Annotated in this window: 22 protein-coding genes; 7 read left to right on the forward strand and 15 right to left on the reverse strand. The window is 68.8% G+C overall.

Annotated features, from left to right (window positions below; translation table 11 throughout):
• Window positions 1-27: 27 nt before the first annotated feature.
• Window positions 28-618 carry a TetR/AcrR family transcriptional regulator gene (locus SCMU_RS13595; protein ID WP_229229663.1) on the reverse strand — a complete coding sequence of 197 codons (591 nt, stop codon included), beginning with the start codon at window positions 616-618 and terminating at the stop codon, window positions 28-30.
• An 85-nt stretch (window positions 619-703) separates the two neighbouring features.
• Between SCMU_RS13595 and galE the strand changes: the two genes are divergently transcribed.
• Window positions 704-1720 (forward strand): UDP-glucose 4-epimerase GalE, encoded by a 1017-nt coding sequence (galE, locus tag SCMU_RS13600; protein ID WP_229229664.1) that lies wholly within the window; start codon window positions 704-706, stop codon window positions 1718-1720.
• A gap of 265 nt (window positions 1721-1985) precedes the next feature.
• Here galE and SCMU_RS13605 read toward each other — a convergent pair whose 3' ends face one another.
• The 3 genes from SCMU_RS13605 to fdxA form a co-directional block, all read right to left on the reverse strand.
• Window positions 1986-3269: a citrate synthase gene (locus SCMU_RS13605; protein WP_371829598.1), complete on the reverse strand. Its 1284-nt coding sequence runs from the start codon at window positions 3267-3269 to the stop codon at window positions 1986-1988.
• Between the two features lie 105 nt (window positions 3270-3374).
• A complete protein-coding gene (dapC, locus tag SCMU_RS13610; RefSeq protein ID WP_274602862.1) occupies window positions 3375-4532 on the reverse strand; it encodes a succinyldiaminopimelate transaminase in 1158 nt (385 codons plus the stop codon).
• Window positions 4533-4534: 2 nt separating this feature from the next.
• Window positions 4535-4861: a ferredoxin gene (gene fdxA / locus SCMU_RS13615; RefSeq protein ID WP_189693187.1), complete on the reverse strand. Its 327-nt coding sequence runs from the start codon at window positions 4859-4861 to the stop codon at window positions 4535-4537.
• Window positions 4862-5002: 141 nt separating this feature from the next.
• On the opposite strand from fdxA, the gene SCMU_RS13620 reads away from it, so the two are divergent.
• Window positions 5003-5242, forward strand: coding sequence for a putative acetyltransferase (locus SCMU_RS13620; protein ID WP_229229665.1), 240 nt, complete (start codon window positions 5003-5005; stop codon window positions 5240-5242).
• Here SCMU_RS13620 and SCMU_RS13625 read toward each other — a convergent pair.
• From SCMU_RS13625 to SCMU_RS13635, 3 genes are all read right to left on the reverse strand, one after another.
• Window positions 5239-5820, reverse strand: a complete 582-nt coding sequence (locus tag SCMU_RS13625) for a hypothetical protein (protein ID WP_229229666.1) — start codon at window positions 5818-5820, stop codon at window positions 5239-5241. The genes SCMU_RS13620 and SCMU_RS13625 overlap by 4 nt on opposite strands.
• A gap of 193 nt (window positions 5821-6013) precedes the next feature.
• Window positions 6014-6439, reverse strand: coding sequence for a DUF6114 domain-containing protein (locus SCMU_RS13630; protein WP_229229667.1), 426 nt, complete (start codon window positions 6437-6439; stop codon window positions 6014-6016).
• 14 nt (window positions 6440-6453) lie between these two features.
• Window positions 6454-7068, reverse strand: a complete 615-nt coding sequence (locus SCMU_RS13635) for a DUF6230 family protein (RefSeq protein ID WP_229229668.1) — start codon at window positions 7066-7068, stop codon at window positions 6454-6456.
• A gap of 117 nt (window positions 7069-7185) precedes the next feature.
• Between SCMU_RS13635 and SCMU_RS13640 the strand changes: the two genes are divergently transcribed.
• Window positions 7186-7785: a TetR/AcrR family transcriptional regulator gene (locus SCMU_RS13640; protein ID WP_229229669.1), complete on the forward strand. Its 600-nt coding sequence runs from the start codon at window positions 7186-7188 to the stop codon at window positions 7783-7785.
• Between the two features lie 43 nt (window positions 7786-7828).
• Here the strand turns inward: SCMU_RS13640 and SCMU_RS13645 are convergent, their stop codons facing one another.
• A complete protein-coding gene (locus SCMU_RS13645; RefSeq protein WP_229229670.1) occupies window positions 7829-9070 on the reverse strand; it encodes an integrase catalytic domain-containing protein in 1242 nt (413 codons plus the stop codon).
• Between the two features lie 217 nt (window positions 9071-9287).
• Between SCMU_RS13645 and SCMU_RS13650 the strand changes: the two genes are divergently transcribed.
• Complete coding sequence (locus tag SCMU_RS13650; RefSeq protein ID WP_229229671.1) at window positions 9288-9755, forward strand: hypothetical protein; 468 nt, start codon at window positions 9288-9290, stop codon at window positions 9753-9755.
• Between the two features lie 25 nt (window positions 9756-9780).
• Here SCMU_RS13650 and SCMU_RS13655 read toward each other — a convergent pair whose 3' ends face one another.
• On the reverse strand, window positions 9781-11055 hold the full coding sequence (locus tag SCMU_RS13655; protein WP_229229672.1) for an MFS transporter: 1275 nt from the start codon (window positions 11053-11055) through the stop codon (window positions 9781-9783).
• 60 nt (window positions 11056-11115) lie between these two features.
• Between SCMU_RS13655 and SCMU_RS13660 the strand changes: the two genes are divergently transcribed.
• The gene (locus tag SCMU_RS13660) at window positions 11116-11607 is read left to right on the forward strand and encodes an ArsR/SmtB family transcription factor (RefSeq protein WP_229229673.1); all 492 of its coding nucleotides are present in this window, start codon (window positions 11116-11118) and stop codon (window positions 11605-11607) included.
• Between the two features lie 137 nt (window positions 11608-11744).
• Here the strand turns inward: SCMU_RS13660 and typA are convergent, their stop codons facing one another.
• Window positions 11745-13670: a translational GTPase TypA gene (typA, locus tag SCMU_RS13665; RefSeq protein WP_229229674.1), complete on the reverse strand. Its 1926-nt coding sequence runs from the start codon at window positions 13668-13670 to the stop codon at window positions 11745-11747.
• 221 nt (window positions 13671-13891) lie between these two features.
• On the opposite strand from typA, the gene SCMU_RS13670 reads away from it, so the two are divergent.
• Complete coding sequence (locus tag SCMU_RS13670; RefSeq protein ID WP_229229675.1) at window positions 13892-14776, forward strand: SGNH/GDSL hydrolase family protein; 885 nt, start codon at window positions 13892-13894, stop codon at window positions 14774-14776.
• A 16-nt stretch (window positions 14777-14792) separates the two neighbouring features.
• Here the strand turns inward: SCMU_RS13670 and SCMU_RS20785 are convergent, their stop codons facing one another.
• Together SCMU_RS20785 and SCMU_RS13675 are read right to left on the reverse strand one after the other, a co-directional pair.
• Window positions 14793-14927: a hypothetical protein gene (locus SCMU_RS20785; protein ID WP_274602863.1), complete on the reverse strand. Its 135-nt coding sequence runs from the start codon at window positions 14925-14927 to the stop codon at window positions 14793-14795.
• 134 nt (window positions 14928-15061) lie between these two features.
• Window positions 15062-16942 carry an ABC transporter ATP-binding protein gene (locus tag SCMU_RS13675; RefSeq protein ID WP_229229676.1) on the reverse strand — a complete coding sequence of 627 codons (1881 nt, stop codon included), beginning with the start codon at window positions 16940-16942 and terminating at the stop codon, window positions 15062-15064.
• Window positions 16943-17036: 94 nt separating this feature from the next.
• Here SCMU_RS13675 and SCMU_RS13680 point away from each other — a divergent pair, with 94 nt between their 5' ends.
• A complete protein-coding gene (locus SCMU_RS13680) occupies window positions 17037-17663 on the forward strand; it encodes a PH domain-containing protein (protein WP_229229677.1) in 627 nt (208 codons plus the stop codon).
• Between the two features lie 43 nt (window positions 17664-17706).
• On the opposite strand, the gene SCMU_RS13685 is transcribed toward SCMU_RS13680, so the two are convergent.
• The 3 genes from SCMU_RS13685 to SCMU_RS13695 form a co-directional block, all read right to left on the reverse strand.
• On the reverse strand, window positions 17707-18921 hold the full coding sequence (locus SCMU_RS13685) for an ABC transporter permease (RefSeq protein ID WP_229229678.1): 1215 nt from the start codon (window positions 18919-18921) through the stop codon (window positions 17707-17709).
• Window position 18922: 1 nt separating this feature from the next.
• Entirely contained in the window at window positions 18923-20452 is a 1530-nt protein-coding gene (locus SCMU_RS13690; protein ID WP_229229679.1) for an ABC transporter permease subunit, read from the reverse strand.
• Between the two features lie 191 nt (window positions 20453-20643).
• Window positions 20644-22416, reverse strand: a complete 1773-nt coding sequence (locus SCMU_RS13695) for an ABC transporter family substrate-binding protein (protein WP_229229680.1) — start codon at window positions 22414-22416, stop codon at window positions 20644-20646.
• Between the last annotated feature and the right edge of the window lie 31 nt (window positions 22417-22447).

Below are 22447 nucleotides of genomic sequence, written 5' to 3' on the forward strand. Positions count from 1 at the left end.
ATTCCCGCAGCGGCACTTCAGATCCTGCTACCCGATGCCCGCCACCTGCGCGCGAATCACGTCGAGGCACAGCCGCGCGTCGAGCCAGCGGCCCTGCAGCATCGCGTGGAGGCCGAGGCCCTCGACGGTCGCGAGCAGCCGCTCGGCCTCCACGACGAGCTCGTCGGGGCCGAGTGACGGGTGCAGCTCGCGGAGGGTCCGGCCGACCTCCGCGGCGACCGCGCGGTGGCTGCGCTCGGCCGTCGCCTCGAGTTCGGGGCGGGTGCGGGCTGCGAGCTTGAACTCGGTCCATGCGCAGAGATCGACGGCGCGCTCCTCGTCGAGCGGCAGGAGCTGGCACAGCTGTGCGACAACGGCCTCCTGATGGACGGCCGCACCTCCGGGTCCGGGCGCCGACTCCCTCAGCCGCGCCAGCACGGCGTCAACCACCGCCTCGAACGAGCAGGCGAGCAGCTCGGCGGACGAGGCGAAGTAGTGCCGCACCGAGCCGACGACGAGCCCGGCCTCAGTCGCCACCTCCCGCAGCGACACCCGGTCGAGGCCATCCGCGACGATGATCCGCTTGACGGAGTCCACGACCTCCCGGCGGCGCACCGCCGCGTCCACGTTTCTGGGCACACCACCTATCTAGCACACCCGTGCCCGGGCTCCCAATGCCGTCACGGGATCGGGCCGGAAGCGGCCGCTCGATAGGATGATGGCCATGCGAATCCTCGTCACCGGCGGCACCGGCTACATCGGCTCCCACACGGTCCTGACCCTCCTCGAGGCGGGCCACGATGTGGTCGCCATCGACAACCTCTCCAACTCAAGCCCCGAGTCCCTGAGGCGGGTCGGGGAGCTCGCGGGCCGCGAGGCCACGTTCATCGAGGCCGACATCACCGACGAGGACGCTTTGGGCGCCGTCTTCGCCGAGCACTCCCCCGAGGCCGTGATCCACTTCGCGGGGCTCAAGGCCGTGGGCGAGTCCGTCAGCATCCCGCTCGACTACTACTTCAACAACGTGGCCGGGACCATCGCGCTCCTGCGTGTCATGGAGCGCCACGGCGTCCGCACCATCGTCTTCTCCTCGTCGGCGACGGTGTACGGCGACCACAACCCGACCCCGTACATCGAGAAGATGGAGATCGGGGCGATGAACCCCTACGGGCGCACCAAGGAGCAGATCGAGGACATCCTCGCCGACCTGGGCGGCTCGAACCCGGCCTGGCGCATAGCACTGCTGCGCTACTTCAACCCGGTGGGCGCCCACCCGTCCGGCCGGATCGGCGAGGACCCCCAGGGCATCCCGAACAACCTCGTCCCGTTCATCGCCCAGGTCGCCGTGGGCCGGCGCGAGAAGCTCATGGTCTTCGGCGGGGACTACCCCACCCCGGACGGTACGTGCCAGCGGGACTTCATCCACGTCGTCGACCTCGCCGAGGGGCACGCGGCGGCGCTGAAGTACCTCGAGGGCCACGAGGGCGTCTACCGGTGGAACCTCGGCTCCGGAAAGGGAACGAGCGTCCTTGAGATGCTGCACGCGTTCGAGAAGGCCGTGGGCTCGCCGATCCCCTACGAGATCGCCCCGCGCCGCGCCGGCGACCTCCCCGCGTTCTGGGCCGACCCCTCGGCCGCCCTCGCCGACCTCGGCTGGTCCACCACCAAGACCGTGGACCAGATGTGCGAGGACCACTGGCGCTGGCAGAAGAACAACCCGATGGGCTACCAGGACGCCTGAGCCCGCCCTGCCCCCAGCACCTGTTTCGGGTACACGTATCTCCGCTGGATCCCGTTTCGGGTACGAAGCCGTGGGGCGGCTTCCGCGCGGAAGCCGCACCACTGCGTCGTGCGCCGGAGCCGCTACAGCACGTACGACGGCGGCCGGTGCCTTCCGCGCGGAAGGCACCGGCCGCCGTCGTACCCGAGAGAGGGATTGAGCCGATTATCTGTACCCGAAACGGGAAAGGACGCGATTTCGCGTACCTGAAACGGGGACGGGAAGGTCAGCGGGCCGGGTAGGGGCGCTCCGCCTCGCCGACGTAGAGCTGCCGCGGACGGCCGATCTTGGTCTGCGGGTCCTTGATCATCTCGCGCCACTGGGCGATCCAGCCCGGCAGGCGCCCGATCGCGAAGAGCACGGTGAACATCTTCTCCGGGAAGCCCATCGCCTTGTAGATCAGGCCCGTGTAGAAGTCGACGTTCGGGTACAGCTTGCGCTGGATGAAGTAGTCGTCCGCGAGGGCCTTCTCCTCGAGCCGCATGGCGATGTCGAGGAGCTCGTCGTTGCCGCCGAGCTTTCCGAGGATCTCGTGCGCGGTGGCCTTGATGATCTTGGCGCGGGGATCGTAGTTCTTGTAGACGCGGTGCCCGAAGCCCATGAGCCGGACGCCGTCCTCCTTGTTCTTGACCTTCTCCATGAAGTCCTCGGGCTTGATGCCGTCGGCCTGGATGCGGCGGAGCATGTTGAGGACAGCCTCGTTGGCGCCGCCGTGCAGCGGGCCGAAGAGCGCATTGATGCCCGCGGAGACGGACGCGAACATGTTCGCGTTCGCGGAGCCGACGAGGCGCACCGTCGAGGTGGAGCAGTTCTGCTCGTGGTCCGCGTGCAGGATCAGGAGGGTGTCGAGGGCCTTCACGACGAGCGGGTCGAGCTCGTACGGCTCGGCCGGCAGGCCGAAGGAGAGGCGCAGGAAGTTCTCCACGAGGTTCATGGAGTTGTCCGGGTACAGGAGCGCCTGGCCGATGGATTTCTTGTGCGCGTACGCGGCGATGACCGGCAGCTTCGCCATGAGGCGGATGGTGGAGAGCTCCACCTGCTCCTCGTTGAACGGGTCGAGCGAGTCCTGGTAGAACGTGGACAGCGCGGACACGGCCGAGGACAGCACGGGCATGGGGTGCGCGTCGCGGGGGAAGCCGGCGAAGAAGCTCTTGAGCTCCTCGTGCAGGAGCGTGTGGCGGCGGATCTTCTGGTCGAACTCCTCGAGCTCGGCCCCCGTCGGGAGGTTCCCGTAGATGAGGAGGTAGGAGACCTCGAGGAAGCTCGAGTGCTGCGCGAGCTGCTCAATCGGGTAGCCGCGGTAGCGCAGGATGCCCTCGTCGCCGTCGATGAACGTGATCGCCGAGGTCGTGGCAGCAGTGTTCATGAAGCCGGGATCGAAGGTGACGGCGCCCGTCTCCTTGAGCAGCTTCGAAACGTCATAGCCGTCGTTCCCCTCGACAGCGGCGATGCGGGGAAGCTGGAGCTCTCCCCCTTCGTGACGCAGGACAGCGCCGTTCATCTCAGACATGGTTCCCCTTCAATGGGTAGCTCGCAACATTCATACGCTACTCCGAGTTCAGTGCCGGGACTAATCGATACCGGGCGTCCTGTGAGTCCCCTCACGTTCTCTGGACTATCGCGCGGTCAGCCGCTCCACTGCCGCGTCGATCCGCTCATCGGTGCCTGTGAGCGCCACCCGGACGAACCCCTGGCCCGCCTCGCCATAGAAGACGCCGGGCCCGACGACGATTCCCAGCTCGGCGAGCCGGCCCACCGTGGTCCACGTGTCCTCGCCTGCGGTGCACCACAGGTAGAGCCCCGCCTCGGAGTGCGAGAGCGTGAGCCCGAACGCCTCGAGCGCGGGCAGGAGCCGCTCGCGGCGGGAACGGTAGATGTCCTTCTGGGCCAGGACGTGGGCCTCGTCGCCGAGGGCGACCCGCATGGCCTCCTGCACGGGGTACGGCATGATCATGCCCGCGTGCTTGCGGCTGTTGACGAGGTTGGGCATGAGCTCGGGCGCGCCGGCGACGAATGCCGCGCGGTACCCGGCGAGGTTGGACTGCTTGCTCAGCGAATACACGCTCAGCAGGCCGGTGAGGTCGCCGCCGCTCACGCGCGGGTCGAGCACCGAGGGGACGGGCTCGCCGCCGCGCTGGGCGTCCCACGCGCCCCAGCCGAGCTCGGCGTAGCACTCGTCGGAGGCGACGACGGCTCCCAGCGACCGCGCGCGGTCGACGACGGCGCGCAACGACTCCGCGTCACGCACCGCGCCGGTGGGATTGCCCGGGGAGTTGACCCAGACGAGGCGCACCCGGGCGCGCGTCGCGTCGTCGAGCTCGTCGAGGCTGTCCGCCGCGACGGCGGTCGCCCCGGCGAGCCGCGCCCCGATGTCGTACGTGGGGTAGGCGACGGTCGGGCGCACCACCACGTCCCCCGGCCGCAGGCCGAGCAGGAACGGCAGCCAGGCCACGAGCTCCTTCGACCCCACGGTGGGCATGACCGCCTGCTCGTCGAGACCCGTCACACCGCGCCGGCGACCGAACCACTCGACCACGGCCTCGCGCAGCGCCGCCGTGCCGTGCACGGTCGGGTACCCGTGGGCGTCCGCGGCGCTCCGGAGCGCGTCCTGGATCACCTCGGGAGTCGGATCCACGGGCGTGCCGATGGACAGGTTCACGGCCCCGCCGGGGTGGCGGGCGGCCGTGGACGCATACGGCGCCATGGCCTCCCAGGGGTAGTCGGGCAGGTCGAGGCCGAATGCCCGGCCCGTGGCGCGCTGAAGGTCCTCCACGCTCAGCTGGCCGGGACCTGCGGGGGGAGCGCCGCGACGAGCGGGTGGTCCTTGTGGGTGTTGCCGAGCTTCGCGGCGCCGCCGGGGGACCCGAGGTCGTCGAAGAACTCGACGTTTGCCTTGTAGTAATCGGACCATTCCTCGGGGACGTCGTCCTCGTAGTAGATGGCCTCGACGGGGCACACCGGCTCGCACGCCCCGCAGTCGACGCACTCGTCCGGATGGATGTACAGCGACCGCTCGCCCTCGTAGATGCAGTCGACGGGACACTCCTCGACGCAGGCCTTGTCCTTCACATCGACGCACGGCTGTGCGATCACGTATGTCACGGTGCCACCCTCTCTTCCCTCGGCCGCACTGCTGACGTGTTTCGCAGTTCTTCCGCGGCCGATTGAGCCTATTATCCCCCGGCCCGCTCTCGCCACTCCAGCGTCACACGGGCCGTAGCAGTGGCGCGCCTAGGATGGAGCGTGCCCTCCTCGCCTGCAGACCGCCTGAGATCACTGCCCCTCGGCACGCGCGTGGTCGTGCGGAGCCGGATCGAGGGCGGCTTCACGGATGCGCTCGGTGATCTGGTGGCGCACGACGGCGCGACGGTCACCGTCCGCACGAGGCGCGGCGACGCCGTCGTGCGCCTGACGGATGTGGTGGCGGCCAAGCCTGTGCCGCCTCCCCCGCCGCTCCGCTCGGGACGCACCTCCGAGGCCTAGGGCTGGACCATCCGCTGGTCGGTGTTCGTGTAGCTGATCGAGTCCGCGGTCGACCCGACGAGGCCCATGGTGACCCGCAGAAGGCCGGGAGCGACGTCGTCCAGAGGCGGCGGCGTGTCCGTGCCAAGGGTCAGCCCGCGGCCGCTGGACGTCGTCCCAGTGATCGATCCCACGTAGACGGTGACGTGACCGCTGAGGACCATCGTGTCCGCGGACGTGACCAGACCGGGGCCCTGGGGCTGCCGGACGGTGAGCGTGAACCCCTTGACGGTGATCGAGTCGGCGGTGATCTTCAGGACCCGCATGCCGCCGCCGTCGACGGTCGGGACGGTCACTACGCTGACCGAGCTCAGGCCCGTGAAGGACAGGCCCTCAGATCCCATGGACGCGGGCGTCTTGGTGAAGACCGCGGCCCCGCTGTCCCGGGGTGCGGGCACTGGCGCGCCGGACGCGGGGTCCGACGTCGGGGCGGGCACCGGCACCGGCGATTCAACGCCAGGAATCGGCACGGCGCTCGGGACTGGACCGACGCCCGGCAGCAGTGCGCCAGGATCAGTCGGGACGGTCCCCGGCGCCACGGCAGGCAGGGTGGGATCGCTCGGGCCGGGGACTGGGGCCGAGGGACCCGAGCTCGCTGAGGGGCACGAGGAGACGAGCGGCAGGCACAGGTCCGTCGGCACGCTGTCGGGGGCCGCGCCGCCCCGAGGGCAAGAGGCGCCACAAGGACCGATCCCGTCAGGGCGGCGGCCACGGCGCAAGTGCGGCGCAGCCTCACTCCACCCTCTCTTCCCGTAGGGCTCCCGGCGGGCCCATCCACGCCACGACCAGCACGCCGCCGATTCCCGCCAGAAGCATGCCGATGATGAACCCGCCCATGTTCACGCCGACCAGGGAGTAGACGGCCACCACGAGCGTCAGGATCCCGTAGAACACATGGTGTGCGGGCATTGCGACGGACAGGACCCCGAGCAGCACGAGCGCAACCGGGATGACGGTGGCCTGGAGACCTTCGATCCCGAGCTGGATGTGGAGGTGGCCGATGTCGAGCTGCCCGGAGAAGAACATCTCCACCCCGCCCAGTGCGGCCAGCAGGCCGCCGATGAACGGCCGGCTGCGGCGCCAGTGGCGGAATCCGTGCGACTGCCCGGCCGCCTCCGCGCTCCGCGGCGTCGCGATTGCGCCCTCCTCCGACGTCATCGACGCCTCGTCATTCAGAAGCATCCCTTGGACCCGTCTGTCATTTCCATGCTCATCCCGGTCAGGGTGAACACCGACGCCTGCGTGCTCCAGGCCGTCTGCTGGAGATTCGTGATCGTGATGCCGTCGGAGTCCTGTGCGAAGTCGCCTGCCGAGCCCTTCGCGGCCGTATTGACGGTCGAGGCGTCCACACCGATGCGAATCCTGCCGAAGGACGCATCGCCCTTCAGCCCGGTCATCCCGATCTGCAGGTCTGAGGCCGTCGCCGGATTGCCCCCGCCACCGGCCTTGATGAGCACGCCCACCGTGCCAAGAGGAGTCTGAGTGACAACGGCCTGGCACAGGTCCGAAAGGCTCGCGCTCTTGATGTTGGCGATCGCCACGGCGTGGTCGGTGCCCTCGGAGTCCTTCGCGACGCCGGCATACTGCGAGAACCCAGACCCCTCGAGCTTCGAGGCGCCGATCTGGAACTGGCTGCCGGAGACGGCAAAGGACACAGGCACCGCGCCCTGCGCGACCCCGCCCATCAGAATCGTCGCGGCGAGGGCCGTGGGCACGGCAACGAGGGTGATGCGCCCGGCGTGGGACGTTGTCATCTTGCGGACGCGGGATGAGACGGGGAACTTCATTGATCCTCCTGAGACGGGCGCCGCCCGGCGGCGGCAACACCGTCGAAGATACTGACACTATTGACGTGGAGTCAATAGTCGCGCGAGACGCGATGGCGGGATCAGTAGACTTCTCGTGTGTCCGAATCGCAGCGCTCCCGCCTCAGCCCGCAGGACCGGAGAGCGCAGCTCATCGCGGCGGGCGTGAACTTCCTCACCGACCACACGCTGGACGAGCTGACCATGGACGAGCTCGCTCGTCTGGCCGGCGTCTCACGGCCCCTCCTCTTCCACTACTTCGAGACCCGCCAGGGTATGCAGCTCGCCGTGGTCACGACGGCGAGGGACAGCCTGCTCCTCGCCACCACACCGCGTCAGGACCTCGCGCCGCAGGACCGGATCCGCGACACCCTGCTGCGGATCACCCAGTTCGTCCAGCAGCACCACGGCACCTTCTACTCACTGGTCAGGGGCACCGCAAGCGGCGATCCTGCGGTCCGCCGGCTCGTCGACGAGTCACGCGAGCTCAATGCCGAACGCCTGCGCGAGGCCTTCGTCGAACTCGGCATGCCAGACACCACCCTGCTGCACATCGCACTGCGGTCCTGGGTCGCCTTCGCGGAGGAAGCGCTCATCAGCCTCGCGATCGAGCGTGCCGCTGACGCAGACGACGTGGTGCGCTTCTTGGAAGCATCACTGCACGGCGTGGTGAACTCCCTCGACGACCAGGAGCTTTGAGGGGCAGCCACACGCGGCTCCGGGCACTCCGTAGTGCCTCATGTCAAGATGCTCGCGAGGTTGGTTCGCGTGCCTCATCTTGTTTTGCTCGCGAAATGGTGGCGGTGAGCGCGTCGGTCTTGGCGGCTGCGAGTTCGATGAGCCGGGTCTGTATGGCGGTGATCTTCCGTGTGAGCTCGGCGGGGTTGGTGGCCTCGAAGAGGGCGGCGAGCTCGGCGGCCTTCGCTGGGGTGAGCACGCCGGTATCGAGGACGCGCTGGTAGGGGGTGCGTGGGGCGTCGTAGACGCGGGTGTTCTTTCCGTTCCGGTTGGACCTCCAGCCGATGGCCTTGGTGGTCGCGGTGAACATGTTCAGGCGGACCCTGACGAGGTCGTAGAGCTCGTTGAGCAGGCGCAGCTCGGCCGGGGTGTCGTACCGGTAGTGGAAGGCGTGGCGGCGCACGACGTCGCCGTTCTTCTGCTCGACGTGGGCGTTGTCGTTGGAGCGGTAGGGCCGGGATCTGGTGAAGTACAGGTCCCGGTCCTGGGCCCAGCCGATCAGGGCGTGGTTGATGAACTCACCGCCGTTGTCGCAGTCGATCCCGACCAGCGGGTAGGGCAGGCGCTGCTCGATGCGGGGCATCGCCTCCAGGACCCACCGGTGGGCGCCGTTCTTGAGCGCGATGTTCTCGGTCCAGCCGGTGAACACGTCCGTGACGGTCATCGTGCGGGCGAACTCGCCCCTCAGGGTCGGCCCGCAGTGCAGGACCAGGTCGGCCTCGCAGAACCCCGGGGCCTGCTCCTGCTCGTCCCCGGCCCTGCGGACCTGGATCGAGTTGCGCAGCAGCGCCCCCGGCCTGGTGCCCGAGATCCCGGACGGCGCCATCCCGTCCCGGGTCGGCTTGAGCAGCCGGTCGATCGTGGCCGCCGAGACGGCCAGCAGCTGGGCGCGGGTGTGCTCGGTGAGCCGGTGCGCGTCCTCGCCGAACTCGCCGTGCTCCTCGAGCTTGGGCAGCCACAGCGGCATCGTCGCTGCGAGGTACTTCCCCGAGGGCTGCCCGGCCAGCCGCCACACCCGGATCAGGAGCCTGAGGGTGTCGTACCCGTACGTCCGGGGCCGCGGCGCGCGCTTGACCGCACGCTGGGGGCCCTTCCGCGCCGCCGCCGCACGGACCTGCCGGCGGGCGTTCGCCCTCGACCAGCCGGTCGTGGCGACCAACTCGTCGAGCATCCGCCCGCGCTCCTTCTTCGACGCGGCCGCATACCCGCGGGCGTACTTCTTCGTGATCTCACGCCTGGTCGCCATCGACAGCTCCGATCCCATACCGGCCAGCAGACTCCAGCGCCCGCACCGGGACCGGCATTTCGCGAGCAGATCCCAGATGAGGCACGCGCCGCGTTTCGCGAGCACCTTAGACGAGTCAAGTCGCACTCTTGTGAGGAGCGGCACGCGGGCCTATAATTAATCCAATTGATAGCGTAATTGGGTTGGAGCTGGGCCGGCCCCGTTGAGGAGACCTGCCATGTCCTTGAATTCTGTGCTGGGCGCGATCGCCCGGACCAACCTCCCGCCACTCATACTCGAGGAGCCCAAGCTGGACCGCGTCGCAGTCCTCCCCAGCGCGGACGGACTACGCATCGACGTGAGCCTGGCGATGCTCGGCCTCATGCCGCTCGGGAGCGCCCGTGCGACGGCCAGGTTCACGGCCGTCCTCGAGCGGCAGGGCCCGGACGGAAACGCGGTCCGCCGCGCCGTCGCGAGCATCGAGTCCTGCGACGGGACGTTCAAGCGCGAAGGCCTCGGCCTTGCGAACGCCTCCCTCCTCCTGCGTCCGCCGCAGGCCCGCCGCTTCTGGCCGAGGATCGGCGCAACGGCGGGCCAGAGAGTCGAGCTCGTCGACCTTGCGTGGACGGACCTCATGGTCACGGCCCCCAGCCACCGCCTCGTCCGGCGGATCCGGGGCGAGTGGCGCCATGCGGAGACAGCCTGAACGGAACACTGCCGGGACTGACGCGTCAGGCCTCGTTGGCATCCGGCAGCGTCCGCATGCCGAAGAAAGGGCCGATAGCCACCGGCAGGACGCCGAGCAGCATCCCGACGATCGAGATCCACAGCGTGGGCGCGAGCCCTAGCCGCTCACCGAGCACCCCGCCGAGCAGCGAGCCGATGGGCATGACGCCCCACACGACGCAGCGGATGGAGGCGTTCATGCGCCCGAGGAGCCGCGTCGGGCACACGCGCTGACGCATGCTGACCTGCATGATGTTGTAGACGATCACCCCGAAGCTGAAGGCGAACTCACCAACGCTCAGCATCACGAGCGCGAGCGGACCCGGACCCGAGGCGAGCGCGAGGGGGAAGAGCACGACGGCGGCCCCTGCCAGCAGGAGCCCAAGCGGCAGCAGGGCCCCCTCCCCCACGAGTCCGCCGAGCCGCGGTCCCGCGAGGGCGCCGAGGAGCCCACCCACCGCGCCGATCGACATCATCACGCCCAGCCCCACGGGACCGAGGCCGAGCTCACGGAGGATCACGAGCGGCATGAGCACCCACAGCACCGAGGAGAACAGGTTGCTGAGAGCGGTGCAGGCCACAACGCGGCGGATCAGGCCATGGCGTGCCACGAAGGCGGTGCCCTCGCGGATCTCGGCCCAGAGGCTGCTGCCCTCGGCACGCTCGGCCGCCTTCTCCGAGTCGCGCACCCTGCCCAGGCACAGTGCCGACGCGAGGTACCCGGCCGCCTCCGCGGCGAACAGCACCGGGGCGCTGACGAGGGTCAGGAGGAAGCCGCCCAGTGCCGGGCCGCCCATGCGCGCCACCTGGGCTGTGGACTCGAGCTTGCCGTTAGCGTCGGGCACCTGGGTCCGGTGCACAAGCAGCGGGATATAGCTCTGATAGGCCACGTCGAAGAACACTGTCGCGACGCCCACCACGGCCGCGACGACGTAGAGGTGCCACATCTGCAGGGCCCCGGCCCACCACAGCAGCGGCACGGCGAACATCGCGGCCATGCGGACCAGGTCTGCGCGGATCATGGTGCGGCGCTTGAGCCAGCGGTCCACCCAGGCGCCCGCAGGCAGCCCCACGATGAGGAACGCGGCCATCGAGGCCGCGTTCAGGACGCCGAGGTCCATCTCCCCCGCGCCGAGCAGGCTCACGGCGAGGACCGGGAGCGCGAGCTGGCCGAGCTGGACGCCGAGCTGGCTGATGCCCTGCCCCAGCCAGAACGCGAGGAAAGGGCGGCTGCGGATGAGCCGCGGCGCGGCCAGCTCGCCGGTGGGTGGGGTGGTCATGCCGACAGTGTGCGCCGAGTGATTGGGAAGTGTCAATCACTCAGCGCTAGAGTGATTTCCATGAGCGAATCGGACGAGGCCGCGAAGGGGCGCGCACTGAGCTCTCCCCTGCGCCTCCGGATACTGCGCATGTGCCTGCACCACGCGCGCACCAACAAGGAGATCGCCGATCTGCTCGGTATCAACCCCGCCTCGTGCCTCCACCACGTCCGCACGCTCGTGGCCACCGGCTTCCTCGAGGCACAGCCCGAGCGCCGGGGCGCCCGCGGGGCCAAGGAGGTCCCCTACCTCGCCACCCGCAAGTCCTGGAGCCAGCACGTCGACGACGTCTCGCCCATCCTCATCGAGACCTTCGTCCAGGAGACCGCGGCTCTGCCACCGGAGGACATCACGGTGTGGCGTCTCGGCCTCAAGCTCAACGAGCAGCACCGCAACGAGCTCATGGACAAGCTCCGCGCGGTCGTCGACGAGTACGTCGCCATGCCCACCGACCCAGACGGCGAGGCGACCTCCCTCATGATCGCCCACCACCGCGACCCCACCGCGGACTAGTCCATCTCGGGTACGCACGAGGGGGCCGGTGCCTTCCGCGCGGAAGGCACCGGCCGCCGTCGTACCCGAGATCGCCAGAGGGACGGATATCTGTACCCGAGACGTTCAGGGGCGCAGATGTCAGCGCCCCGGAAGGGCTAGCTGCGGGCGCGGCTGCGGGCCGCCTTGAGGCGCTCGTTGGAGTCGAGGATGACTTTGCGGATGCGGATGTCCTCGGGCGTGATCTCCACGCACTCGTCCTCACGGGCGAACTCGAGGGACTCCTCGAGCGTGAGCGTCCTCGGCGGAGTCAGGCCCTCGAAGTTGTCCGCCGTGGAGGAGCGCATGTTGGTGAGCTTCTTCTCCTTGGTGATGTTCACATCCATGTCGTCGGCGCGGGAGTTCTCGCCCACGATCATGCCCTCGTACACCTCGGCCGTGGGCTGGATGAAGAACGTGCCGCGCTCCTGGAGGTTGATCATCGCGAACGGCGTGGCCACACCGGCGCGGTCCGCGATGAGCGAGCCGTTCGTGCGGTACTCGATCTCGCCGTGCCACGGCTCGTAGCCCTCGGAGATCGAGGCCGCGATGCCCGCGCCGCGGGTGTCCGTGAGGAACTTGGTGCGGAAGCCGATGAGGCCGCGCGAGGGGACCATGAACTCCATCCGGACCCAGCCGGTGCCGTGGTTCGCCATGTTGGTCATGCGGCCCTTGCGGGCGGCGAGGAGCTGGGTGACGGCGCCGAGGTACTCCTCGGGGACGTCGATCGTCATGCGCTCCATGGGCTCGAGCACCTGGCCGTCAACCTTCTTGGTCACGACCTGCGGCTTGCCGACCGTGAGCTCGAACCCCTCGCGACGCATCTGCTCGACGAGGATGGCCAGGGCGAGCTCGCCGCGGCCCTGGACCTCCCACGCGTCCGGACGCTCGGTGGGCAGGACTCGGATCGAGACGTTGCCGATGAGCTCCTTGTCGAGGCGGTCCTTCACCTGGCGCGCCGTGACCTTGGCACCCTTGACCCGGCCGGCGAGCGGCGAGGTGTTGATGCCCACGGTCATCGAGATCGCGGGGTCGTCCACCGTGATGAGCGGAAGCGGGTGCGGGTTCTCCACGTCGGTGAGCGTCTCGCCGATCGTGATGTCCTCGATGCCGGCCACGGCAACGATCTCGCCCGGCCCGGCGGACTCGGCGGGGACGCGCTCAAGCGCCCTCGTGGCGAGGAGCTCGGTGATCTTGACGGTCTTGAGCGAACCGTCGTGGCGGGCCCATGCGACCTGCTGGCCCTTGCGGAGCGTGCCGTTGTAGATGCGGAGCAGCGCGAGGCGGCCCAGGAACGGCGACGCGTCAAGGTTGGTCACGTGCGCCTGGAGGACGCCCTCGGGGTCGTACGTGGGCGCGGGGATGTGCTTGAGGATGGTCTCGAAGAGCGGCTCGAGGTTGTCGTTGGCCGGTGCCGAGCCGTCGGCAGGCTGCTCGAGGGAGGCAGCGCCGACCTTGGCGGCCGCGTACACGACCGGCACGTCGAGGACCTTGTCGAGGTCGAGGTCCGGGACCTCGTCCGCGAGGTCCGAGGCCAGGCCGAGGAGGAGGTCCATGCTCTCGTGCACGACCTCCTCGATGCGCGCGTCGGGGCGGTCCGTCTTGTTGACCACGAGGATCACGGGCTTGTGCGCGGCGAGCGCCTTGCGCAGCACGAAGCGGGTCTGCGGGAGCGGGCCCTCGGACGCGTCCACGAGGAGCACGACGCCGTCCACCATGGACAGCCCGCGCTCCACCTCGCCGCCGAAGTCGGCGTGGCCCGGCGTGTCGATCACGTTGATCGTGATGCCCTCGGGCTCGCCCACCTCCGCCGCGGCAGGCCCCGCGTAGCGGACCGTCGTGTTCTTCGCGAGAATCGTGATGCCCTTCTCGCGCTCGAGGTCGCCCGAGTCCATCACGCGGTCCTCGACCTCGCCGTGGGCGGCGAAGGAGTTGGTCTGTCGCAGCATGGCGTCGACCAGCGTGGTCTTGCCGTGGTCGACGTGCGCGACGATGGCGACGTTGCGGAGGTCGGTACGGGAAGCGGTGGACACAGTTTCAGTCATACGCGTGAGGCTCAATTCGGGTGGGTCGCGACTTGTCCGCCCGCCCGGCGCTGTCCCAGGCGAGGGAGGGCGGAAGGCACAACGGAACGGACCCCGTTCAGGGCCAGCACGTCAATTTTACTCTCTCCGAGGCACTGCCCGCTCCGTGGGCGCCATCACAGTGGCCGGTCCGCCCCGTGAGGCCGCATGATGGTGACGTCCGCCCCCATGGAAGGACAGGCATGAACGGAGGCTCCCACCGCGCCGGACGCATGGCCCTGCGCGCGCTCGCGCGTGCCCTCGTGCTGGCCCTCGCGGGCGCGCCGCTCGCCGGGTGCGCCGCCGCGGCGGCCGGCCCCGCGCCGTCGTCCGCCCCGAGCGCCTCGGCGTCCGCGACCGCCCGGCCCGCACCGGCAGCCGTGCCGTTCGGCACGGCTCCCCTCGCCATCACCCCGCGCACGACGGCGCCCCGTCGCCTCACGCCGCCGGCCCTTCTGCCGCTGGGGTCCTTCGCCGTCAACCCGGCTACGCAGCGCCCCGAGCCGGTGCTCGGCGACCTCTCGCGCACGGCAGTCCTGATCGGCGACTCGCAGTCCGAGCCGCTGGACAGCTGGGTGCGGCAGGGCCTCACGCGCGCCGGGTACTTCGTGTACTTCGGAGGGGCCGGCGGCACGGGGTACTCCGTCGGCAACGGCAAGGTCCGCGACTACGTCGACGCCCTCAGGCTCGGCGACTGGCTGCTGCCGGACGGGAGCCCAGGGCTCGTGGTGGTGCAGGGCGGCGGGAACGACGCGTCCCGCGGAGCGACCGACGCCGCGGTCGTCTCCGGCGCCACCGCGATCGTCACCGAGCTGCGCCGCACATACCCCGGTGCGCGGATCGTCATGGTCGGCACCCTCGCGAAGTCCGTGTCCGACGGGGGCGGGCGCCGCGCTCAGGTGGATGCGCTGCTGGCGCGCACGGCACCCGGCCTCGGGGTGGCCTTCATCTCGTGCGGCGACTGGATCTCGCGGTATGGCCTCGCGGGAGAACTGGCCGACGCCGTGCACCTCAAGACCACGGGCAAGGCCCGCCTTGCGCCCGTCCTCGCGGAGGCGCTTGCGAAGGAGGGGCTCACCCTCAGGTGAGCCCCTCCGGGGTCTCCTACGCCGCCGCGTTCGGCGGGAGCAGGAGCTTCCCGCCCGGGATCGCGTCGAGGAGCGCGCGGGTGTACTCCTGCTGGGGCGCGTCGAACACGTGCTCCGTGGCGCCCTTCTCAACGAGCCTGCCCTTCTCCATGACGCACACGTGGTCGGAAACGTCAGATACGAAAGAACTGTTTGTGAGACCGTGATGTGAGCGTGCGGAGCGCACGACGACGAGAGGGGAACCTGGGCACTCAGGTTCCCCTCTCGTCGTCGTGCTCAACGGATCTAGTCGATGCCGCTCGCGAGGAGGAGCTCGCGCAGCTCGCGGCGCTCGCGCTGCTTCTCCGGGTCGGGCAGCGGGACCGCGGCGAGGAGGCGCTGCGTGTAGGCCTCCTGCGGGTTGCGCAGGATCGCATCGCGGCTGCCCTGCTCGACGATCCTGCCGCGCTGCATCACGCAGATGTAGTCGGCGAGGACGTCGATGACCGCGAGGTCGTGGGTGACGAACAGGCACGCGAAGCCGAGCTCCTGCTGGAGCGCCTGGAACAGCTCGAGCACCTTCGCCTGGACGGACACGTCCAGCGCGGAGGTCGGCTCGTCCGCGACCATGAGCTTGGGCTTGAGCGAGAGGGCCCGGGCGATCCCGACCCGCTGCTTCTGGCCGCCCGAGAGCTCGTGCGGGTACCGGTTGCGGTACGAGCGAGGCAGCTCGACCTGGTCCAGGAGCGTCTCGACCCGCTTCTGCAGGTCAGCGCCCTTCGCGACGCCCGCCAGGAGCATGGGCTCGCCGATCGACTCGCCGATGGGCAGGCGCGGGTTGAGGGAGGAGGACGGGTCCTGGAACACCATGCCCACCGAGCGGCGGATCTCGTGGAGCTCCCTCGAGTTCTTCTTCAGGGCCGAGATCTCGCGGCCCGTCACCTTGAGCGAGCCCTCCGCGACGGGCAGCAGCCCGACGGCTGCCCGGCCGATCGTCGTCTTGCCCGAGCCGGACTCCCCCACGAGCCCGACAACCTGACCCGGGTAGACCGTCAGGTTGGCGCCCTCGACGGCGCGGAACGCCGCCACACGGCCCTGCTTCGGGTACTCGATCGCGACGTCCTTGAGCGTCAGGACCGGCTCGCCGCGATGCGAGGCCGCGGCCTCAGCCTGGGCGAGCGCGCGCTCGTTCTCCCGCTCACGCTCCCTAAGCTCCGAGGTGTCGACCGCGTCGAGCTCCGCACCCGTGGCGGCTGCGAGCGCCGCGGTGATGTCGACGTCGTCCTCGCTGCCCTCGCCGCCCTGGCCGAGGTGCGGGACCGCCGCGAGGAGGGCCTGCGTGTACGGGTGCTGCGGGTTGTGGAAGATCTCGCCCGCAGTGCCGGTCTCCACGATCACGCCGCGACGCATGACGGCGATGCGGTCGGCGAGATCCGCGACGACGCCCATGTCATGGGTGATGAGGATGACGGCCGAGTTGAGCTTGTCCTTGAGGTGGCGCATGAGGTCGAGGATCTCTGCCTGGACCGTCACGTCGAGCGCCGTGGTCGGCTCGTCCGCGATAAGCAGCTTCGGATCGCACGAGAGCGACTGAGCGATCATCGCGCGCTGGCGCTGGCCGCCGGAGAGCTGGTGCGGGTAGGACTTGAAGGCCTTCTCCGGGTCCGGCAGCTCCACGAGCTCGAGCATCGTGATCGCGCGGGCCTTCGCCTCGTCCGGCGAGACCGGGTTGTGGAGGCGGATTGTCTCCACGATCTGGTTGCCGATCGTGTACACCGGGTTGAGCGCGGTCATGGGCTCCTGGAAGATGACGGCGACGTCGTCGCCGCGCACGTTCCGGGTCGCGGCGGCGCTGTCCTTGCCCATGAGCTCGCGTCCCATGAGCTTGACGCTGCCCGAAACCCGGCTGTTGGAGGGCAGGAGCCCGAGCAGGGCCATGGAGCTGGCGGACTTGCCCGAGCCGGACTCGCCCACGATCGCGAGGACCTCGCCGGCCTTGACCTCGTAGTTGAGGCCGATCGCCGCGGGGACCCACTCCTTCTCCACGCCGAAGTCGACGCTCAGGTCCTTCACCTCGAGGACCTTCTGGCCCTTGACCAGGTCCGCGCCGATCCCGGTGCCCCTCTTGGCCTCGCGGCCCTTCGCCTGGCGGCGGGGCTGGCCCGCCGTGCCGAGGTTCTCAGCCATCCTTGTGCTTCCTTCCCTGCGCCGCCCCGGCCGAGCGGGTGTGCTCGGGGGACGGAATCCGTGTTTGCATCCGACGTCCTGCATCATGGGGGGCATGAGCGCTCTGCAGCATGCCGGCCCCACCGACGTCTTCAAAGCCCGCAGCAACAGACTGCTGGCCATTGCCCTGTGGGTGCTCGCCGCTCTGGGCCTCGTGGTCACGATCGTCCAGGCCGGGCTGCCGGGCCTGCGTTACATCGCTCCGCTCGCGCTCATGGCGTGGATCGCCTGGGCGCTGTTCTGGCGACCCGCCGTCGTGGTGAGCGACGCGGGCGTCGAACTCGTCAACCCGGTGCGCCGCATCGGCGTGCCGTGGGAGGCGCTCGCCTTCGTCGACACGAAGTACGCCCTGACCCTCGGCACCGGGGCGGGCCGGTTCACGGCGTGGGCCGCGCCGGGCCCCGGGGCGATGGGCGCCCGGCGCGCTCGCCCCGAACACCTGACTGGGCTCCCGGAGTCCAGCTACGGCCCCGAGCACACCGTGCGCCCGGGAGATCTCGGCAACACCGTGTCCGGTCAAGCGGCGATCCTCGTGCGACGCCGCTGGGCCGAGGAGGTGGCCCGCGGCGCGGTGGAGACGGGCCGGGTCGAGGAGACCCCCGTGCTGCGCACCGTCGCGTGGGGCATCCTCGCGCTGGGCGTGGTGCTGGCGGCGGCCACGATCATCACGTTCGTGGTCTGAGCAGGCCGCAGCGCGGGGTACCTCACTCGCGATTCGCCACACGTCAGGGGTTCCTGCCTGTGGTGGTGTCCTCGCCGGGCTCCGGCGCCCCGCCGAAGGCCTCGCTGTCCGGCACGTAGCCCGACACGGGGCTCACCGAGCCGTCGACGTCGAGAGACGGCGCCAGCTCGACTCCCTCAGCCGTGACAGCTGCTGCGCTCGCGTGGGCGCGCCGCGCCTTCGCCTTCTTCGCGTTGAACTTCTTCTGGCGCGGATCGAACGCGTCGCGCAGGCCGTCGCCGATGAAGTTGATGCAGAGGCAGATGAGGACGATGAACAGGCCGGGCCACCAGAACAACCATGGCCGCGTGGAGAACGCCTCCTGGTTCTGGGAGATGAGAAGGCCAAGCGACGTATCGGGCGCCTTCACGCCGACGCCGAGGTAGGACAGCGCCGTCTCGAGAAGGATCGCCGAGGACATGAGCAGCGTCCCGTTCACGATCACGACGCCGACGGCGTTCGGGAGGATGTGCTTGAAGATGATCCGCGCGTTCGAGGCCCCCGAGATGCGCGCGGCGTCGACGAACTCCCGCTCGCGCAGGGAGAGGAACTCGCCGCGCACGAGCCGGGCGAGGCCCACCCAGGCGACCAGACCCAGGAAGATGCCGAGCACCACCACGCCATTGGACGCGGCGAACTGCGCGAACCACGTGCCCGCGTCGCGGCGTCCCGCGGTCTGGGACATGACCGCCGCCAGGAGCAGGACGGGGATGATGATGATGATGTCGGTCAGGCGCATGAGGACCGCCTCGACCCAGCCGCGGAAGTAGCCTGCGAGGGCGCCGACCACGACGCCGATGATCCCTGCGACGAGGCCGATGATGATCATGATGATGATGGACTGCTGAGCTCCGCGCATGGTCATCGCGAACAGGTCGCGGCCGATGCGGTCCTGGCCGAAGGGGTGGTCGCCGAAGCTGAACGGCAGGGTCCACGTCGGGACGCCGTCGTTGACGAGCGGGGTGACCTGATCGTGCTGGTACTTCCACCACCCCGGGATCGGGCCCCAGCCCTCCGATGAGAACGCGAGGACGAAGATGATCGCGAAGACGATGAGGCCCGCCATGGCGCCGGCGTGGCCGAAGAACCGCTTGCGGACGATCTGCCCGAGGCTCAGCCCCTTGGCCTCGATCACGGGCTCGATGCCGGCCGCAGGCTCCGTCTGCTTTGCGGCCTCGGCCGCGGCCACGGCCTCTTGCTGCTGAGACTGCTGGCTCATGTCACTTCACCCTTACGCGAGGATCGAGCGCGGAATAGATGAGGTCCGCGATGAGATTGAAGGCCAGGGCCGTGATGGCGACGCACACGAACACACCCATGACCGGGTTCGGGTCCACGTGCGAGATGCCGTCGAGGAACATGAAGCCCATGCCCCGCACCGAGAAGACCGTCTCAGTGATGACCGCGCCGCCGATCAGCTGGCCGATGTCCAGTGCGACGACGGTTGCGATCGGGATCAGTGCGTTGCGGAAAGCGTGGCGCATGACAACGCTCCGCTCGCTCACGCCCTTCGCGCGGGCCGTGCGGATGTAGTCCATGTTCATGACCTCGAGCATCGACGACCGTGTGTACCGCGTGTAGCTCGCGAGCGAGATCAGGATGAGGGCCGCCGTCGGGAGGACCAGGTGGGTGAACGAGTCGATGCCGGACAGCCAGAAGTCTCCCTGCAGGTTGGGGGTCGCCGCGCCGATGGTCGCGATCGGCCTGCCACGGATGTGGCTATCGTCGAAGTACGCTGGCCACGCCTGCATGAAGCGGTCGAGCAGGACCATGAAGGCGACGATGAACGCCGTGATGCCGCCCACGCGCATGCCCTGGCTGCGGTCGTACCCGCCCCAGAAGTACCCGGCGGCGATGCCGACGGCGATCGCGACGAGCGCGAGGATGACCACCATGAGCGGAGTCGCGAGGTCCAGCAGCGGCTGGATCGGGAAGTAGACGACCGCCCCGACGACCACCGTGGTGAGGCCCGCGTACAGCGCGCGGCGGTTCTGGAGGCCTGCGGCGAGGACGGTCACGGCGAACGCGATGCCGACGCCGGCGATCAGGATGACGCCGAGGCCGAGGCCCGGATACCGGAACCACTGCGTGAGGCCCGCCACGATGAGCACGAGGCCGACGAATGCGAAGACGATGGCTCCGACGGTCAGCCTGCGCCGCATCTTCCCGCCCGCGACGATCACCGCCACGATGCCGAACACGAGGGCGATGCCGAGAGCCACGGGGATCGGGATGTCCGGATGCCCGAGGAAGTTGTTGAAACCGATGGCGCCGTACTCCTTGAGCAGGACGGCGACCCAGAAGATCGGGAGCGAGAAGAAGAGGAACGCCATGAACGTGACGCCATAGTCCAGGGCGCTGTACTGCCGAAGGGCGGTGACGATGCCGAGCGCAACACCGATCAGGATCGCGAGGATGGTCGCGGCAGTCACGAGTGACAGGGTCTGGATCAGGGCCTGGCCGAGAGCCTGGGTCACGGGCTGGCCGACGAGGTTCTTGCCGAGATCACAGTTGCCGACGAGGCATCCTGCCGCACCTCCGAGCCACTTGAAGTAGCGGATCGGTGCGGGGGTATCCAGGTCAAGGAGTTGGGAGCGAGCCTGCATGAGCTGGGCCGCGTTGGGAAGATTGCTGGCGCGGAATTCCTCGAGCGGATCTCCCGAGAGCGCTGTCAGGTTGTAAACCAGGAACGACGCTCCGAGGAGGATCAACGCTGCGGTGATGAGGCGCCGGACGACGTAAGTCACCATGATTCGTTGTACCTCGAATGTGGACCGCCCCGATAGATGGCGGGGCGACGCGGAAGGGGCCGGGGGGCTGTGCCACGCGGTCGGCGCGGAGCCCGACAGCTGGTGGCGGGATATGCCGGGGGCGCTGCGAAGCGCCGGGACCCACTAGCTCGGTCCCGGCGCTTCGCGGGCGCATCAGAACTCGGGTCAGGCTACTTCGTAGCCCACTCCCAGAAGTTCCACCAGACGCCGGTCTGGTTCGGCATGTACTTCACGCCAGTGACCTTGTCGCTGTAGGCGTCCACGCCCACCGACTGGAACAGCGGGACACCGTAGGAGGAGGCCCAGATCTTCTGGTCGATTTGCTTCTCGAGGTCCACCTGCTTGCTCGTGTCCGTGGTCTGGATGAGCTGCTCCATGAGCTTGTCGGCCTCGGGATCGGAGAACTTGTTGAAGTTCGAGCCGTTGCCCGTCTTGAAGATCTGCGGGACGCCGGAGACGCCGACGCCCGGGTTGATCCAACCGAAGATGGAGGCGTCGTAGCCGCCCTTGCCGAGGGCCTTGCCCCAGTCGGACTTGCCCAGACCGCCGTCCACGATGTTGAAGCCGGCCTTGGTCGCGTTGGCCGCGATCAGGGTGTACGCGTCAACACGGTTCGGGTTGTCCTTGTTGTACATGATGCGGATGGTCGGCGTCTTGCCGGCCAGGAGCTGCTTGGCCTTGTCGATGTTGACCTGGTCGTAGGCGGACGAGCCGTTGTTCTTGACCGAGTCCGCGTAGGCAGCCTGGTCCGGGACGAAGATCTGCGAGTCGAGCAGCTTGGCGTTCGGGTCAAGCTTCTTGATGATCTTGTCCAGGATGTCCTGGCGGGGAACCGTCAGCATGAATGCGGTCCGAACATCCTTGTCCGCGAGCGGACCGTAGAAGTTCAGGTCGAGGTGGTCGTAGGCGAGCTGGTTGCCCTGGTCGACCGTGACGCCCGGGATGGCTTTGAGCTGCTCGATCGTGTCAGCGGAGGCCTGCGGGGCGATGATGTCCGCCTCGCCGTTCTTGAGGGCCTGGACCTGCGCCGGGGACGAGCCGATGTACCTGACGACGATCGAGTCGACGTTCGGGGTCGGGCCCCAGTTGTAGTCCTTGTTGCGCACGAGGGTCATCGACTGGTCCGGAACGATGTCCTTGACGATGAACGGGCCGTTCGAGAGGAACAGGCTGGTGTCGCCCGGCAGCGTCTTGGTGTCGAAGCCCGTGTTGTAGAAGTCAGCGGCCTTCTTGAGGGTCTCGTTGACCGGCTGCGGGCTGGCCGGATCGCCCTTCTTCATGCCCTTCATGAGGTCGAAGAGCGCCTTGCCGTCGGCGAGGCCGGCATGCTTGGCGACGACGTTGGAGGGGATGTCCACGACGGAGCCGAGCGCAATCTCCCAGTCCGCGAACGGCTTCGTGTACGTCAGCGTCAGCGACTTGCCGTCGGCGGAGACCTCGGGGATGTTCGTCGAGTTGAGGCCGGTGGGGTCACCCGCGGTCGAGAAGTAAGCGGTACCGGTCTTGCCATCGGGGCTTGCGTCATCGAACCAGCTCGAGGCGGCCGCCCACTGGAGTGCGACGTCGTAGGCGGTCACCGGCGTGCCGTCGGACCACTTGACGCCATCGTTGATCGTGTACTTGACGGTCAGCGGGCTGTCGGAGACCTTCTCGAGCTTGCCGAACTTGTCGTTGTGCACAACGTTCAGCTTGTTGTCGATGTAGTAGAAGCCCGAGTGGGTCGGGTAGCTGATCTTCGAGTTGATGTCGGTGTTGCCATCAGCCGTGTTGGAGTTGAACGTGTTGAACGCGTTCACCTCGACGACCGTGACAGTGCCACCCTGCTTGGCGCTGGCAGATGCGGTGTTGCTCGAACCGCCCCCGCCCTGGGTCGCGCAGGCGCTGAGGGCGATCGCTGCTGCTGCAGCGACGCCGACCGCCTTGGAAATACGCCCGAAACGCATTCCGCCTCCTCTAAGTGCATCTGTAGACGTG

Source organism: Sinomonas cyclohexanicum, from assembly GCF_020886775.1.
Taxonomy (GTDB): Bacteria; Actinomycetota; Actinomycetes; order Actinomycetales; family Micrococcaceae; genus Sinomonas; species Sinomonas cyclohexanicum.